The organism is Cognatundibacterium curvum (assembly GCF_014284235.1).
GTDB classification, from domain to species: domain Bacteria; phylum Pseudomonadota; class Gammaproteobacteria; order Burkholderiales; family Burkholderiaceae_D; genus Undibacterium; species Undibacterium curvum.
On sequence record NZ_JACOGD010000002.1, the window covers coordinates 117,343 to 134,014 of the forward strand.

General features: G+C 53.1%; 15 protein-coding genes. 10 read left to right on the forward strand and 5 right to left on the reverse strand.

Annotation, left to right across the window (positions count from 1 at the left end):
- The first annotated feature begins 55 nt into the window (after window positions 1-55).
- From H8K43_RS03660 to H8K43_RS03685, 6 genes are all read left to right on the forward strand, one after another.
- A complete protein-coding gene (locus H8K43_RS03660; protein WP_186902620.1) occupies window positions 56-2,287 on the forward strand; it encodes a chemotaxis protein CheA in 2,232 nt (743 codons plus the stop codon).
- Window positions 2,288-2,436: 149 nt separating this feature from the next.
- Complete coding sequence (locus tag H8K43_RS18905; protein WP_230403647.1) at window positions 2,437-5,109, forward strand: methyl-accepting chemotaxis protein; 2,673 nt, start codon at window positions 2,437-2,439, stop codon at window positions 5,107-5,109.
- A 9-nt stretch (window positions 5,110-5,118) separates the two neighbouring features.
- Window positions 5,119-5,709 carry a chemotaxis protein CheW gene (locus tag H8K43_RS03670; RefSeq protein ID WP_186902621.1) on the forward strand — a complete coding sequence of 197 codons (591 nt, stop codon included), beginning with the start codon at window positions 5,119-5,121 and terminating at the stop codon, window positions 5,707-5,709.
- The gene (locus H8K43_RS03675) at window positions 5,699-6,532 is read left to right on the forward strand and encodes a CheR family methyltransferase (RefSeq protein ID WP_186902622.1); all 834 of its coding nucleotides are present in this window, start codon (window positions 5,699-5,701) and stop codon (window positions 6,530-6,532) included. Before H8K43_RS03670 ends, H8K43_RS03675 begins: the two co-directional genes overlap by 11 nt.
- Window positions 6,533-6,629: 97 nt before the next feature.
- On the forward strand, window positions 6,630-7,127 hold the full coding sequence (locus H8K43_RS03680) for a chemotaxis protein CheD (protein WP_222610957.1): 498 nt from the start codon (window positions 6,630-6,632) through the stop codon (window positions 7,125-7,127).
- The gene (locus H8K43_RS03685) at window positions 7,091-8,212 is read left to right on the forward strand and encodes a protein-glutamate methylesterase/protein-glutamine glutaminase (protein ID WP_186902623.1); all 1,122 of its coding nucleotides are present in this window, start codon (window positions 7,091-7,093) and stop codon (window positions 8,210-8,212) included. The genes H8K43_RS03680 and H8K43_RS03685 overlap by 37 nt, the downstream gene beginning before the upstream one ends.
- A 27-nt stretch (window positions 8,213-8,239) precedes the next feature.
- On the opposite strand, the gene H8K43_RS03690 is transcribed toward H8K43_RS03685, so the two are convergent.
- Window positions 8,240-9,373: an alpha-hydroxy acid oxidase gene (locus H8K43_RS03690; RefSeq protein ID WP_186902624.1), complete on the reverse strand. Its 1,134-nt coding sequence runs from the start codon at window positions 9,371-9,373 to the stop codon at window positions 8,240-8,242.
- 67 nt (window positions 9,374-9,440) lie between these two features.
- Entirely contained in the window at window positions 9,441-10,349 is a 909-nt protein-coding gene (locus H8K43_RS03695) for a LysR family transcriptional regulator (protein ID WP_186902625.1), read from the reverse strand.
- Window positions 10,350-10,501: 152 nt separating this feature from the next.
- Here H8K43_RS03695 and hmgA point away from each other — a divergent pair, with 152 nt between their 5' ends.
- From hmgA to H8K43_RS03715, 4 genes are all read left to right on the forward strand, one after another.
- Window positions 10,502-11,830, forward strand: a complete 1,329-nt coding sequence (gene hmgA / locus H8K43_RS03700; protein ID WP_186902626.1) for a homogentisate 1,2-dioxygenase — start codon at window positions 10,502-10,504, stop codon at window positions 11,828-11,830.
- A complete protein-coding gene (gene fahA / locus H8K43_RS03705; protein ID WP_186902627.1) occupies window positions 11,831-13,162 on the forward strand; it encodes a fumarylacetoacetase in 1,332 nt (443 codons plus the stop codon).
- Between the two features lie 154 nt (window positions 13,163-13,316).
- Window positions 13,317-13,619 carry a hypothetical protein gene (locus H8K43_RS03710; RefSeq protein ID WP_186902628.1) on the forward strand — a complete coding sequence of 101 codons (303 nt, stop codon included), beginning with the start codon at window positions 13,317-13,319 and terminating at the stop codon, window positions 13,617-13,619.
- Window positions 13,616-14,023 carry an ACT domain-containing protein gene (locus H8K43_RS03715; RefSeq protein ID WP_186902629.1) on the forward strand — a complete coding sequence of 136 codons (408 nt, stop codon included), beginning with the start codon at window positions 13,616-13,618 and terminating at the stop codon, window positions 14,021-14,023. The genes H8K43_RS03710 and H8K43_RS03715 overlap by 4 nt, the downstream gene beginning before the upstream one ends.
- A gap of 11 nt (window positions 14,024-14,034) precedes the next feature.
- On the opposite strand, the gene H8K43_RS03720 is transcribed toward H8K43_RS03715, so the two are convergent.
- The 3 genes from H8K43_RS03720 to H8K43_RS03730 all read right to left on the reverse strand — a co-directional run bounded on the left by H8K43_RS03720 (window position 14,035) and on the right by H8K43_RS03730 (window position 16,524).
- Entirely contained in the window at window positions 14,035-14,538 is a 504-nt protein-coding gene (locus tag H8K43_RS03720) for a TlpA family protein disulfide reductase (RefSeq protein ID WP_186902630.1), read from the reverse strand.
- Window positions 14,539-14,705: 167 nt separating this feature from the next.
- Window positions 14,706-15,413, reverse strand: coding sequence for a DUF6445 family protein (locus H8K43_RS03725; RefSeq protein ID WP_186902631.1), 708 nt, complete (start codon window positions 15,411-15,413; stop codon window positions 14,706-14,708).
- Window positions 15,414-15,594: 181 nt separating this feature from the next.
- Window positions 15,595-16,524 carry a LysR family transcriptional regulator gene (locus H8K43_RS03730; protein WP_186902632.1) on the reverse strand — a complete coding sequence of 310 codons (930 nt, stop codon included), beginning with the start codon at window positions 16,522-16,524 and terminating at the stop codon, window positions 15,595-15,597.
- Window positions 16,525-16,672: the final 148 nt, after the last annotated feature.

Here is a 16,672-nt window from a genome sequence, read left to right on the forward strand (position 1 = left end):
GTACAGCAATATCTGAAGCAGGCAGCATTCCGTATTCCATCATTCGGGGGAAAGAATGAGTTTCGATAGTGAAATGAAAGCGGCTTTAGAAACCTTTGTGGTGGAAAGTCGTGATTTATTGCAAGACATGGAAGATCTGCTACTGGGACTGGAAAATACGCCAGACTCAGCGGATGCCATTAATGCTATTTTTCGCGCTGCGCATACCATTAAAGGTTCCGCTGGCCTATTCGGCCTCGAGCATATCGTTACTTTCACCCATGTGCTGGAGAGCGTACTCGACAAAGTACGTGACGGCGAAATTCATGTGACTTCCGGCCTGGTCGCAGTGCTGCTGCCTTGCCGCGATCATTTGGGCACCCTGATTAATGGCGTGGCAGCCGGGCAGGCTGGACAAAGTGCGGAGCTGGAAGCTGCAGGTTCTGCTCTGCATGTGCAACTCGGATTTTTTTTGGATGGGCATGCCGGGAATGGCAGACCAGGTTCTGCTGTCGTCGGTCAGGATGAGGTGGTGCATACCACGACCTCAGGCGGAACAGTAGTCGATGCAGGGAACTGGTACCTGTCGCTGCGTTTTGGCAGCGACTGTCTGCGTAATGGCATGGACCCGCTGTCTTTTATCCGCTATCTGAGTACGCTGGGGGATGTGGTACATATCCTTACGCTCAGCAATAGCTTGCCTGATATACAGCGCATGGATGCAGAAAGTTGCTATCTGGGCTTTGAGGTGGTACTCAAAAGCAATGCATCGAAAGAAGCGATAGAAAACGTATTCGAGTTTGTACGTGAAGACAGCGTGATCCGCATCGTACCGCCGAATAGCAAAATGGATGAGTACATCAGCATCATACAAGGTTTGCCGGATGATCATGAACTGCTCGGTGAAATCCTGATTAAAAGTGGTGTACTGACCAAGAATGAACTGGCAACCTGTCTGCAATTGCAAGCGCAACGGGGCGATGGGAAGACCGGCAATGCATCGCAGGTGCCGATAGGTGAAATTCTGGTTGACCAGGAAATGCTGCAGGCGCCCGTACTGAATGCAGCCTTGAATAAGCAGCAGCAAGTCAAAGAACAAAAGGCGAGAGAACGCCAGAGCATACGCGTCGATGCCGAGCGGCTGGATAAGCTGATTGATCTGGTCGGTGAACTCGTGATTGCAGGTGCCGGTGCGAATCTGCGGGCCAGTAAAAATCATGATATGGCCTTGCTCGAATCGACTGGTGAAGTGATGCGCCTGGTCGAGGAAGTACGTGACAGTGCATTGCAGTTGCGTATGGTGCCTATCGGTACTACCTTCAGCCGCTTCCAGCGTGTGGTGCGCGATGTGAGTATGGAACTGGGCAAGGACATACAGTTGGAAATTACCGGTGGTGATACCGAGGTTGATAAATCGGTGGTGGAAAAAATCGGTGATCCGCTGATGCATCTGGTCCGGAATTCTATGGATCACGGTATAGAGTCGGCTACCGTGCGTATGGCGCGTGGCAAGCCGGCACGTGGTCTGCTGCGGCTGAATGCCTACCATGAGTCTGGCAGCATCGTGATTGAAGTCAGTGATGATGGCGGTGGCCTCAACAAAGACAAGATACTGGCAAAAGCGATAGAGCGCGGCTTAGTCGCAGCCAACAGCGCGCTCACAGATAAAGAAATTTATGCGCTGATCTTTGAACCGGGCTTTTCGACCGCAGATCAGGTATCGAATCTGTCCGGGCGTGGCGTCGGTATGGATGTGGTGAAGCGTAATGTGACTTCTTTGCGTGGCATGATAGACATAGACAGCGAAATGGGTGTCGGTGCCACTATCCGTATCCGGCTGCCATTAACACTGGCGATCATCGATGGTTTCCTGGTCGGTGTAGGGAAATCTTCTTTCGTGGTGCCGCTGGATCATGTGATCGAATGCCTGGAATTACCTAAGCAAAGTGAACAGCAGGATTATATGGACCTGCGTGGTGAAGTGCTGCCCTTCATCCGCTTACGCAGCATATTCGACATCGAGGATGACTTGCCGCGTCGCCAGAATGTGGTGGTGGTGGGCTATGGTGAAGTAAAAACAGGTTTGGTGGTAGATCGTTTGATGGGTGAATTCCAGACGGTGATAAAACCCCTGGGAAAAATTTTCAATCATGTGCGCGGCATTGGTGGCTCGACCATACTCGGTAGTGGCGAGGTCGCGCTGATACTCAGTGTTCCGGCCATGACTGAGTACTATTCGCGTCAACAGCAGCAACAACAAATTCAGCTGACTCAGGCCAGCTGTCAGACCAGTAAATTGATTCAATAAAGAAATCGTAAAAGCACGGCTGGCGTGAACGAAGATCATGCCAGCCCAGGCAGGTACAGCTTTAGTTTTTAGTTTTCAGTTTTCAGTAAATAAGATTCATCATTTCTCTTACGTTTGTCATTGTTGTTCCTCGCAGAAAGGAAGCACTCATGAAATCGCTTTTAGAATCATTGAGAATGTGGCAGAAGTTCGCACTGGTTGGTGTGTTTGTCGTCATTCTGTTTGGCTTGCCATTGTCCTTGTATCTGAATGTGATCAACCGTGACGTGGCTTCGGCACAAAATGAAAAAATCGGTGCTCTGATATTTCCTGGAATTGCTAAGACTATACAGTTGACGCAACGCCATTCCGGTGCAAATTCGCTGGTGATTACAGGCCAGGAAGAAATGAAAGCGCAGCGCGATGTCAGTGGACAGGAATTAGGTGCCAGCCTGGACCAGTTGCAGAATTTGGTAAAAGACTACCCGGCAATGCAGCTGGAGCCTCAGGTCACAGCCTTGAAACAGGAATGGCAGGGCATACTGAATGACAGGGATCGTTTAAAAATCGATGAAAACCGTGCGCGCCATTTGCAGTTGATCAAAAAACTGTTTGATTTCATCGATAAAACGGCCGATGCCAGCGACATCTTATTAAGTCCGGATGCAGCCACTTTCTATCTGGCTTCGCTGACGACCGATGGCATTATCCGTATGACAGAGGACTTACGTAAGGCAAGAGCGATCGGGTTTGAGGCGCTAAGCAATCATACATTGAGCGATAAAGAGAGAAGAAATCTGTCTGAGTTGTATGCAGTGATTACCGATAATCAAAAGCGTAATGACAAGGTATTCAGCAGATTGTTTGATAACAGCAGTTCGTACCGGGAGTTATTCGCCAGCAGAATGCAGGAACAGGCCAATAAAGTCCGCGAGGCAGGTCAACTGATTTCCGATAAGATTTTAGACAGCAGCAAACTGGATTACGAGATCCGTAATTATTCGCAAAGTCTGTCAGCGGCGATCGATGGCACGCACGAACTCGAACAGACCTTGCTCAAAGAAATGCTGAAGCGCACAGAGCAGCGGCTGGATGAGCAAAAGTCCTTGCGTCTGAAGATGCTCAGTGCCTGTATTGCTTTGTTTCTGATCGTGGTCGTCTTAGCCTGGATCATGATACGCACGGTAATCCGCCAGGTTGGACAGGAGCCGGCAGAAGTGGTGGATTATGCGAGCCGCGTTTCTTCCGGTGATTTCAGTGCCAGTCTGGCGCTCGCTGATAATGATGTGTCCAGTATTGCTGCCAACCTGTCTGCGATGGTTGGCAACATCAAAATGCGTATGGAAGAGACCGAAGCCATCGCCAAAGAAAATTTGCGCATCAAAATCGCGCTGGACAATTGCGCGACCAATGTGATGATCGCCGATAACAATCGTAATATCATTTATCTCAATAAATCCGTGGTGCAGATGCTGAGTACAGCGGAAAATGATATCCGTAAAGTGCTGCCAAACTTTAATGTGGCACATCTGATGGGATCGAATATCGATCAGTTCCATAAGAACCCCAGTCATCAGGCCAGCATGCTGAGTAGTTTTAACAATAATCACCGGGCTGAAATTCAAGTCGGTGGACGTACTTTTGCATTGTCTGCCAATCCTGTGATGAGTGAAAAAGGTGAACGTCTGGGCAGTGTGGTTGAATGGACGGACCGCACCGCTGAGGTCGCAGTGGAGAAAGAAGTCAGCCATATTGTGACGCAGGCAGTGGCGGGTAACTTTAAAGCCAGAGCGGTGGAAGAAGGTAAAACCGGATTCTTTGCCAAACTTAGCGTAGACATCAACAAACTGATGACGACCAGTGACGAAGGCCTCAACGAAGTTTTGCGCGTACTGGCAGCGATTTCTAAAGGAGATCTGACCCAGACCATAGACAAGGATTACGAAGGCACTTTTGGTGCATTGAAGTCCGCCAGCAATGAGACGGTAGAAAAACTGTCGCAAATCGTGACGGATGTGATCAATGCCACCGACGCTTTATCGAATGCTTCAGAGCAGGTCAGTGCGACTTCGCAAGCTCTGTCTCAGGCTGCCAGCGAACAGGCAGCGAGTGTGGAAGAAACCAGTGCCAGCATAGAGCAAATGGCTGCGGGGATTAATCAGAATGCCGAGAATGCCAAAGTCACTGATGGTATTGCCGGTAAGGCCGCAAATGAAGCCGTCGAAGGTGGACAGGCTGTCAAGCACACGGTACATGCGATGAATGAAATCGCCTCCAAAATCGGTATCATTGATGACATTGCCTATCAAACCAATATGCTGGCATTGAATGCTGCGATTGAGGCTGCGCGTGCCGGTGAACATGGTAAAGGCTTTGCCGTGGTTGCTGCTGAAGTACGCAAGCTGGCCGAACGTTCCCAGATAGCTGCGCGTGAAATTGGTGATCTGGCCAGTGGCAGTGTGAAAACAGCAGAACGCGCCGGAGAACTGATCGACGAAATCGTGCCGGGTATAGGCCGCACTTCCGATCTGGTGCAGGAAATTGCTGCCGCCTCGCAGGAACAGTCTGCGGGTGTCGGACAAATCAATACCGCGATGAATCAGATGAATCAGATCACCCAGCAAAATGCATCGTCCAGTGAAGAGCTGGCGGCAACGGCCGAAGAAATGACCAGCCAGGCGGAGCAGCTCAAGGAACTGGTGGGCTTCTTCCGCATCAGTAATGAAAATCACCGTGCGCACAGCCAGGAAATCCGGCCCTCACGTCAGGTCAGCAGTATCAGCAGGCGTGGTGTACGCAGCGTTGCTTCCGGCGTCGATGAAGCGAAATTTGAACGCTTCTAGGAGATGATGATGGGGGCGATCACTGAATCAACAAATCATGCTGTGCGTCGGTCTGAGGCGGATGCCCAGGGCCGGGGTGGCTTGGAAACTGCGCAGTATCTGACCTTTATGCTTAGCGGTGAAATCTATGCTTTGGAAATACTGAATATCAAAGAAATCATCCAATACGGTGATCTGACAGAAGTACCGATGATGCCAGCCTTCATTCGTGGCGTGATCAATCTGCGCGGTAAGGTGGTGCCTGTGGTGGACATGAATGCACGCTTTGGCCGTGGCGTGACCAGTATCGCACGCCGCACCAGCATCGTGATTATCGAGCTCAATGATGAGGAGGAGACCGGTTCCCATAGCATAGGTGTGATGGTGGATGCGGTGAACGAAGTGATTGATATTGCACGTCAGGATATCGAGCCACCACCTGTGTTTGGTGCGCGTATCCGGCCAGATTTTGTGACTGGCATGGCAAAGCATAACGGGCGTTTTATCATTGTACTGAATCTGACCCAGGTGCTGTCGGTCGCTGAGATGTCGGCTTTGGGCAGCGCTATGTTGGGTGGTGCGCAGGCAGAGAACCTGACGGAGCCGGAGTATGAACGCTAGCTCACCGGTCATGCAGCCGATACGTAGCTTACAACAGGACGAATTCGTCTGGATTTGCCGTTATCTGTATGAGCGTACCGGAATTGCGCTCAATGATGGCAAGCAACCGCTGGTGATGGGGCGGCTGGAAAAGCGTTTGCGTAAACGGGGCTTACGCACTTATACCGATTATTTTGCGCTGTTCGGTCGTCCTGGTTATGAAGATGAAACCATCATTGCGATCGATTTACTGACCACCAATGAAACCTATTTTTTTCGTGAGCCCGGGCATTTTGATTTTATCCGTCAGCATGTCTTACCGGGGTTGAGTCAGCAGCGCCAGATCCGGGTCTGGAGCGCTGCCAGTTCCAGCGGCGAAGAAGCCTATACCCTGGCGATGGTGCTGGCGGAATATGCGGGAGAGCAGCAATGGGAAATTCTGGGCAGCGATATCTCCACCCGCGTCTTGGAAAAAGCGCAACGTGCTTTATATCCTATGCAGGCGGCAGAAAAAATTAAGCCTGCGTTTTTAAAAAAATACTGCCTCAAAGGCAGGGACGAATATCAGGACTATTTTTTGATCGATACTGCCTTGCGAAATAAAGTGGAATTCCGCTCTTTGAATCTGATCGAACCGCTACCGGATATCGGACTGTTTGACCTGATATTTTTACGCAATGTGATGATTTACTTTGACGTGGAAACTAAACAGAAGCTGGTGCAGCGCTTGCTCGAGAAGTTAAAACCGGGTGGATATTTTTTCATCAGCCACTCGGAAACCTTGAATGGAATTAATACCTCACTCAAGATGATACAGCCGTCGGTTTACCGCCGGGAACCATAAACTCAGAGCAGATGTTGCCTGCGCCAGTGTACTGTGTATAGCATACAGGCGACAGGCAGAAGCCGTTCTGTCACACCGTCTGCGGTGAGAGCGAATCATGATGTCTGCACCGGATTTTTATATCGATATTTTTTTGCAGCCCGGCGAGTTTTATTTCGGCGACCGGGAAACACGCATACGTACCATACTGGGTTCCTGCGTGGCGATCACCATGTGGCATCCAAGATTGCAGATAGGCGGTATGTGTCATTACATGCTGCCACAAAATAAGCGCAATCCGGATAGCAAGGAACTGGATGGTAAGTATGCCCAGGATGCGATACAGATGTTTCTGCGCGAGATCAAGGCAGCGCGTACCCGGCCATGGGATTATGAAGTGAAAATGTTTGGTGGCGGGAATCAGTTTCCTGATCATGACACCAGTGTATTTGCGGTCCCGGATCGTAATATAGAACTGGGACGACGCTTACTGGCAGAAAATGAATTTACGGTGAAAAGCGAGCACATGGGTGGAGTCGGACATCGCAATGTGATGTTTGATGTCTGGTCCGGCGATGTATGGGTCAAACATGTAGAGAAAGTAATCATACCGTGACAGGCAAAATCAAAGTAATGCTGGTAGATGATTCTGCAGTGGTGCGGCAGGTACTGGCAGCCGTACTGTCTAAAGACGCAGAGATAGAAGTGATAGGTTCTGCTCCGGATCCTATCTTTGCGATGGATAAGATGAATCAGTCCTGGCCCGATGTGGTGGTGTTGGATGTGGAAATGCCACGCATGGATGGCATCACTTTTTTGAAGAAACTGATGTCGGTGCGCCCCACACCGGTCGTGATCTGCTCTACCCTGACTGAAAAGGGCGCTGCCACCTCTATGCAGGCGATGGCAGCGGGGGCTGTCGGCATCGTCACCAAACCTAAGTCAGGTCTGAAAGGCTTTCTGGAGCAGGATGAGGGCGATATCGTGCAGGCGGTGAAATCTGCGGCGCAGATCGATATGCGGCGCATCAAGGCGATGTCGATGGCGAGTCTGAACACGCCGCCTAAGCTCACGATTAACCAGGTCATGCCCGCTACAGACAAAGCAGCAGCGATGGTGGTGACCACCAATAAGCTGGTCGCGATAGGCACTTCAACTGGTGGCACGCAGGCGTTGGAAGTCGTGTTGAGGAATCTGGGGCGTACTACGCCTGGCATCGTGATCGTGCAGCATATGCCAGAAAAATTTACCGCAGCCTTTGCTGAAAGGCTCAATAAGATTTGCGAAATCGAAGTCTTGGAAGCGAAAAACGGCGACCGCGTAATCGATGGGCGCGCGCTGGTGGCTCCTGGCGGCAAACATATGCAGCTCAAGCGCAGCGGTGCCCAATATCATGTGGAAATCACAGATGGTCCACCGGTTAACCGTCACAAGCCTTCGGTTGATGTGCTGTTCCGTTCAGTGGCGCGCAGTGCCGGTGCGAATGCGCTTGGCATCATCATGACGGGCATGGGCGATGATGGTGCACTCGGCATGCTGGACATGCATAACGCAGGGGCTGAAACCATAGCGCAGGATGAGAAAAGCTGTGTGGTGTATGGCATGCCCAGAGAAGCGGTTAAGCATGGTGCGGTTGATACCATCGTCCCGCTTACAGAAATTGCCACGCTGATCGGGCAATACGCACGCCGCCACAGCTGAGCGGTGCGCGCTGCTTTGGTGCTGCGTTCAGCGTACCAGGTTGTGCGGCCCCACTGTGCGTATATCTTTGTTGCCAGTCAGCGCCATACTGACATCGAGTTCCTTACGCAAAATCTCCAGCATCAGACTCACACCCTGTTCACCCATCGCACCCAGCGCATATAAGAAGGCGCGACCTATCATCGTGCCTTTGGCACCGAGCGCACAGGCTTTCAGGATGTCTTGCCCGCTGCGTATGCCGCCGTCAAACCAGACTTCCGTCTGATGTCCGACTGCTTCAGCGATCGCAGGTAAGGCCTGAATAGAAGAGATCGCACCATCGAGCTGACGGCCACCATGATTACTGACTACGATCGCATCGGCCCCGCTTTGTACCGCCAGCCGTGCATCTTCCACATCGAGGATACCTTTGAGTATCAGCTTGCCGCCCCATTCCTGCTGTATCCATGCCACGTCATCCCAGTTCAGCGTGGGGTCGAACTGGCTCGCGGTCCATTGACTCAGCGTGGTGATGCCGCTGCTACCTTTGACATGGCCCGCCAGATTGCCAAAGGTTTTACGGCCACCGAGGGCACGCAAAGCCCAGCCCGGCTTGCTGGCCAGATCCAGCAGATTGGCCAGGGTTAAGCGCGGAGGTACCGACATACCGTTTTTCAAATCTTTATGGCGCTGCCCCAGTATCTGCAAATCCAGCGTCAGTATCAGCGCCGAGCAGCCACAGGCTTTGGCGCGCTGTATCAGTTCGCGCACAAAGCCACGGTCACGCATGACGTAGAGCTGAAACCAGAACGGTTTGCTGGTGACGCTGGCGATATCTTCCAGCGAACAGATACTCATGGTTGACAGCGTGAAAGGGATACCAAATTTTTCAGCAGCGATGGCGCCCAGCATTTCGCCATTTGCCCATTGCATGCCAGTCAGTCCGGTCGGCGCAATTGCGACCGGCATCGTGACATCCTGACCGAGCAGGGTAGTGCGCGTATTGCGCTGATCGACGTTGATGGCGACCCGCTGGCGCAGCTTAATCGCGGCCAGATCATCGGTGTTGGCGCGGTAGGTGCTCTCGCTGTAAGAGCCGCTGTCCGCGTAATCATAAAAGGCTTTCGGCACCCGCTTTTTGGCGAGCAGACGTAAATCTTCCACACAGGTGATGACGGGCATGATGCGCTCCTCGATGATGAGAGTTCAAGTGTAGAGGATTTTTTGTAGCTGTGTACCTGAAGTTTTTTCAGGCTTCCACAAAGCGCTCAGAGATCAGTTGTCGCAACCACAGATTGCCTGCATCCTGGTGATAGCGCCTGTGCCAGAACATATTGGTTTGCAAGGCTGGTAGCCGCAGTGGTGGCGCGCAATACTCGAGGTCAAACGGCTGTGCCGCACGTTGCGCCAGTTTGAGCGGCACGGTGACCAGTAAATCGCTGGTGGCGACGATATACGGCACCGCAACGAAGTGTGGCACCTGAAAATGCGCCGCCGCCAGCACGCCCGCTTTATCCAGTGCCTGATTGATTTTCAGATAGGGTTGTTCCTGCGAGGTCACGATCAGATGCTGAGCTTCGACAAAATCGGCCAAGGCGATTTTTTTGCCTGCCAGCGCGTGACCGCGCCGGTACATGCAGACATAGGGCTGTCGGAACAGACGGCGCTGGTACCAGGCTTCTGATAACTGATCGAGCGCACCGATGGCCAGATCGACACGGCCTGACTCCATTTCGGTTTTCAAGTCTATGCTGGCAGCCCTGACTGTCACGATCTGTACTTTCGGCGCCACACTGCGCAACAGTGTGGCCAGCACCGGCATAAAGTAGACCTCGCCGACATCGGTCATTGCTATCGTGAAGCGGCGCTCGCTGCTGGCCGCATCGAAGGGACTGTCCACGTTCAGTGCTTCTGTCACATGGCGCAAGGCCAGATTGACCGCATCGGCTAATTGCTCGGCGCGTGGTGTGGGTTGCATGCCACTGGCCGTGCGTACAAACAAGTCATCATTAAAACTGCGCCGCAAACGGCTCAGCGCATTGCTGACCGCGGGCTGCGACAAGGACAGTTGTCGCGCCACCACAGAAATCCGGCGTTCCCGGAAGATATGCTGGAATACCACCAGTAAATTCAGGTCCAGGTCTTTAGCTTCGCGCATTATTGATTTGATCAATGGTCTGTATTTTTGTATTTATATCGTAAAAGAGATGGCTTTGCAGTAAAGTTCGCTGCAAATTCCGTCGTCAGTGTGCAGATTTGGCTTAAGCCGCAGCTGACTTCAGTTCTTCATGCTAACGATAAGGTGTATCCATGAGCACTCAGTCTTTACCGCAGCAAAATCCGCAATCACTCAGCTATCAGACAGGCTTTGCTAACGAATTTGCCACCGAAGCCTTGCCAGAGGCGCTGCCTAAGAACCAGAATTCGCCGCAGCAATGCGCATATGGCTTGTATGCGGAACAGATTTCCGGCACAGCATTCACTGCGCCACGCCACGCCAATCGCCGCAGCTGGACTTACCGCATCCGTCCGGCTGCCATGCACCAGCCTTTCGTGCAGGTAGCAAATGGCCAAATGAGCAATGATTTTGGCGCTGTGCCTAGCACCCCGAATCAGCTGCGCTGGGACCCGCTGCCTATGCCAGCCAGTGCGACAGATTTCATTGATGGCTGGGTCACCATGGCGGGCAATGGCTCGGCTGACGCCCAAAGCGGTTGCGCGATCCACTTGTATGCCGCGAATCGCGATATGCAGCAACGCTTTTTCTACAATGCCGATGCAGAAATGCTCATCATTCCGCAAGTCGGTCGCCTGCATGTGCGCACCGAATTAGGTTTGCTCGACGTGGAGCCGCAGGAAATCGTGGTGATACCGCGCGGCATACGTTTTCAGATACATTTGCCGGACGGCGAAGCACGCGGTTATGTGTGCGAAAACTTCGGCGCCATGCTGAAGCTGCCTGATCTGGGCGTAATCGGCTCCAATGGCCTGGCGAATCCGCGCGATTTCCAGACCCCTGTGGCTTGGTATGAAGATAAAGAAGGCGATTTCGAATTGCTGGCAAAATTCAGCGGTAATCTGTGGTCAGCAAAAATCGGCCATTCGCCGCTGGACGTGGTTGCGTGGCATGGTAACTTTGCGCCTTACAAATATGATCTGCGCCATTTCAATACCATAGGCTCGATTAGCTATGACCATCCTGATCCATCGATTTTCCTGGTGCTGCAATCGCCTAGCGATACACCGGGCGTGGATACTATCGATTTCGTGATTTTCCCACCGCGCTGGTTAGCCGCTGAAAACACCTTCCGCCCACCTTGGTTCCACCGCAATATCGCGAGTGAATTCATGGGACTGATTCATGGTCAGTACGATGCGAAATCGGCCGGGTTCCGTCCCGGTGGTTCCAGTCTGCATAACTGCATGAGCGGCCACGGTCCGGATGCGCCTACCTTTGATAAGGCCAGCCAGATCGACACCAGCACACCACAGAAGGTCGCTGATACCATGGCGTTTATGATAGAAACGCGTAATATCATCAAACCTAGCCGTGCCGCGATGGAATCGCCATTACTGCAGGCCGATTACTACCAATGCTGGCAGGGCATCAAAAAGAATTTCAATCCGGAGCAAAAATAAATGACGCTGCAACTCAATGAAACCCATGACGTGAACCTGCGCAGCTGGGTCACTTCTGCCAATCAGCCTGACACTGATTTCCCGATTCAGAATCTGCCATTCGCCGTATTCCGCCGTGCTGGCAGCCATCAGAATTTCCGCATCGGTGTCGCCATCGGCGATCAGATCCTGGATTTGGCGGCTGCGCATGCAGTCCATGCATTTGCCGGTTTTACCGAATTACAGGGCGGTCATTTCACAGCAGCAGTGAATGCAGCAAATCTGAATGGCCTGATGCAGTCGGGTGCTCCGGTCTGGTCGGCATTGCGTCTGGCTTTGTCGCGTGTCTTGCGTGAAGGCAGCCCGCTGCAGGGTAGCCTGCATGCCTGCCTGTCGCCGCAAAATACGGCGGAATTTGCTTTGCCTGCGCACATTGGTGATTACACCGATTTTTATACCTCTATTCATCATGCGACAGCAGTGGGTAAATTATTCCGTCCCGATAATCCGTTGCTGCCGAATTACAAATGGGTGCCTATCGGCTACCACGGCCGTGCTTCCTCGATCGCGGTATCGGGTCAGCACTTCCGCCGCCCGGTTGGGCAGACTAAACCGCCGACAGTAGATGAACCGGTGTTTGGCCCGGCTAAGCGCATGGACTATGAGCTGGAAATCGGTATTTTCATCGGCCCAGGCAATGCGCTGGGTGACCGCATTCCTATGGATCAGGCAGAGTCCCATGTGTTCGGCCTGTGCCTGTTGAATGACTGGTCGGCACGTGATGTGCAAGCCTGGGAATACCAGCCCTTAGGCCCTTTCCTGGCGAAGAATTTTGCCTCGACCATTTCCCCTTGGGTAGTGACGCTGGAAGCACTGGCGCCTTACCGTACCGGCTGGCAGCGCGATAGTGCTGATCCTCAGCCTATGGCTTATCTGGAGGCATCCAGCCTGCGCAGCAGCGGCGCTTTTGATATCGAACTCGAAGTGCTGCTGCAAACCAGCAAAATGCGCGAAACCGGCACCGCGGCACAACGCCTGTCGCTGTCGAATTTCCGTCATTCTTACTGGACCGTGTCGCAACTGGTGACCCACCATACCGTGAATGGCTGTAACCTGAATGCCGGTGATTTGCTCGGTTCCGGTACCCAATCCGGCCCGGCCCCGGAAGAAGCCGGCTCGCTGCTGGAGCTGACCGAAGGCGGCAAAAAACCGCTGCAACTGGCGAATGGCGAACAGCGCATCTTCATGGAAGATGGCGATACCATCATCATGCGCGGCTGGGCACAAAAAGACGGTGCAGCCAGAATCGGCTTTGGCGAAGTCAGCGGAACTTTATTACCGGCAGTGATATAAGCATACCCAGCACTCAAGACTAAACCCGTGCCGTCTGCCTGACGCGCACGGGTTTTTTTCTGATATCTCTGGCTTGCACAAAATACGTATTGCAGCCGTCGTCAGACTTGCTTAAGCTGGATCACACCTAAGTCGCAATTCAAGAGGCACACAAATGAAAACCCTGCGTTGGATCGTCCTCATGTTATTCCTGATTGGCCTGGTGCTGGCGATTGCGCATGCCTTGATGCCTGCATTCGCATTGAGCGAGGCGGCTGCCTATCTGGTGGCAGCGGCTTTGGCCGGAGCCGTAGTGCTGTTGGCGGTGATCGTGCTGAGTTTGCGCTGGCGCGCCTGGATCTGGCGTCAGGGAGGCACCGACGTGCAGTGGCTGTGGTTTTCTGAAGATCCGCCCGGATTACCGACGGTGCGTCAGACCCGGCAACAACGCGCCGAACAGCGGCGTCATTCCTCATGAGCGGCGCTATCCGTGAGCTGAGTCAATTGCTGGCGCACATGAAGCCGGTATTGCAGGAGGGCGTCTACGCGCTGGTCTGTGTGCCGCACGATGCTGAGCGTCTGGACTTGCCCGCATTGGTGCGCATCCGCGAAGCTGAAGGCTGGACCTTAGTTTTGGAAGAGTCAGTTGCACAGCAGGCGCAACTGGAGGTGTTGTTTCGTGCCGCCTGGATCACACTGCAGGTGCATTCAGATTTGCAAGCCGTCGGTCTGACTGCTGCATTTTCCACTGCGCTGGCGCAGGCTGGCATCAGCTGTAATGTCGTGGCTGGCGCTTTTCACGATCATTTACTGGTGCCTGTCGACGATGCCACGGCAGCGATGGCCGTGCTGCAGGCTTTGCAGCAGCAAGCGGCCCGCTGATTTCTACTGTCTTAAGCCAGTAATTCCCATAGGCGATCCCAGTCGTCCGGGCGAAATGCGCCTTCACGCTTGAACACCAGCTGATGCCGGGCATCTAAGACAAAGTGAGTGGGTGTGCTGCTGATATTGCCGAAGTTGTCTTTATGGCCGGGAGCCATACGCCAGGCCGTCGGGAAGCGCTGGCTCTTGGGGTAGGCCTGAGTGGTGACCTCATTGTATTCGTCGAGTTCTTTTTTGTTTTTGTCGAGATTGACGCCCAGTAAAGTAAATTTTTTACTGCTATTACCTGCGTAAAACTCACGCATTAACTTCAAATCTTTACTGCACACATCACAATCGACAGTAAAAAAACTGACCAGCACAACTCTGCCGGCAAAATCCTGTAAGCCTAGCGGTTTGCCATTCACGTCCGTGCCTTGCAATTGTAAGCGACTCGCTTCCGCTGCATAGCTCGATGAGCTCAAGCCTACTAATACACTGGCAGCTGTGGTTTGCAGAAATTGGCGACGATGCATAGGGTCTCCCGAAAAGTGGATAAAACCAGGTGCTTGCATAAGCTTGCAGCTGGCGGTGCATGATTAGTCTGGCAGCGCACAAAATACTTTCACTATAGAAGAAAAATATTTTGTCTCAAGGCAATTCAATGTGCATTCAATTGTAGTGGCTGTCAGTGTGACCGTGTTTAATCTTCCGCCATCCAGAAAAACACCACAGTCAGGCGTTTATCGCGCAGGCTTTGGCCGAAGTAGCCGGTGGCGCTGTGGACCAGATTGGCTTTGTACAGAATCATGCGATTGAATACATTTTCCACGCGCAGGTCTTCATACCAGGCTTGAATTGGCAGGCCACGCACTTTGAGCGCATCGACCAGATTATTGTTCGGGGCTGCCACGATGTTGCCGCCGATGGCGCCATTCGGATAGCGCAGTCGGCAAAAGCTGGTGCCGGAATCCGGGGCCGGATCGCGGCTCAGGTAAATTACGCAGGCATAACGGCACAGGCTGCGGCTATCGGTATGTGGGTGCGGACGTCCTTCTTGCTGGCCGACCAGTTGCGCCACATTGCTATCCAGCTTCAATCCGCCGGGAGCCTGACCCGTCCAGAGTTTTTGCTTGCCAGTCAATTGCTTCACCTTAGCCTCCAGTGCCGCCAGTTCCTCAGGCAACAGCGCACCGTGAAAGCGCATGCCCGGCCAGCTTTCCTGGGTATAGGGTTTGCCGTACTGCCACTGCTCGCGTTGATAGCAGCGCTCTGCGATTTCTTCTGCATTCGGCAAGGCCTGATCCACGATCCAGTAATTTTTACCGTGCTCCAGCGGCTCATACGGCAGGCTGGGTGCGATGGCGGGGACGGGGGGTAACAAGACCCCAGGTGCGGGTAATGGCAACATAGCGGGCAGTTCAGTCGTGGTTTGATACGTATCAGGAAGTGGCCGTGCCACTCAGAAAGTGGTCTTGCTGAGTGCTTGGCCTAGTATGCGCAATGCAAGGCCGCCCGCCTAGTAACAGCTTATAAATCCGCTGACACGTGTTGCTTTCACGCCAATTACTTCGTTCGGCCACCTGGTTTGCTCAGGAACAGTCACGTGCTGCAATGCTGTAAGGAAGTTCATTCTGATAGCGCTCGACCAGTGCATCCAGAAACACACGCGTGCGTGCAGGCATTAGCCGGCGTCCCGGGAATACGGCCCAGACCGGAATTTCCGGCCCTTGCCAGTCCCCCAGGATGGGAACCAGAGCCTGGGTTTCCAGATAATTTCTCGCGAAGTGATGTGACATCAGCATGATGCCCATGCCCTGTACCGCCAGGCGTATCAGTATTTCCGGTGAATTGGCGGTGGCGCGTCCGGGTGGGATGCCTTCCCATTGCGCATTGCCACGGCGCAGACGCCAGGGGATGGCATCTTTATTCCGCGCAGTCAGACGCAGCGCATCGTGTTCCATCAGCGCTTCCGGCTCGCTGGGCGTGCCGCGCCTTGCCAGATACGAGGGGGCTGCATATAAGCCCGCCTGAAAAGTGGTCAGACGCCTTGCCGCCAGCGAGGCATCGTCGGGCAGCTCGCCTACCCGTATCGCGACGTCAAAGTTTTCTGCGATCAGATCGACCCGGCGTGGCGACAAGTCCATATCCAGCTGTATCGATGGATAGCGGCGTAACAGCTCGCCCAGAAAAACGCCCATAGGGCCATAGGCGAAATCGCCGGGCATAGAGATGCGTAAATTGCCTGAGGGTTCGGCCTGACGGTGCTGGGTCAGTGCCAGCGTGGCTTCCACTTCTTCCCTGACTTGCAGTGCATGTTGCAGCACGCTGTGACCGAATTCCGTCAGGCTGAGCTGACGTGTGGTGCGCAGTAACAGGCGTTCGCCGAGTTGGGTTTCCAGCGTGGAGATGCGGCGCGACAGCGTGGATTTGGGCAAACCCAGACGCTCTGCGGCTTTGCTAAAGCTGCCTTCTTCCGTGACCCGCGCAAACAGGAATAAGTCATTGGCTTCTATTTGCATACGCTTGCTCCAGTGTCGTTCCAAAAATGGAACAATGATATCCAATTTATCGTCTTCTGTATTGAAAGTGGAACGTATAAAGTAGCTACATCGCCAAACGGAACAGCAAATTGTGAACTGCGCGTAAGGCGAGCTTCGATATAGCGAC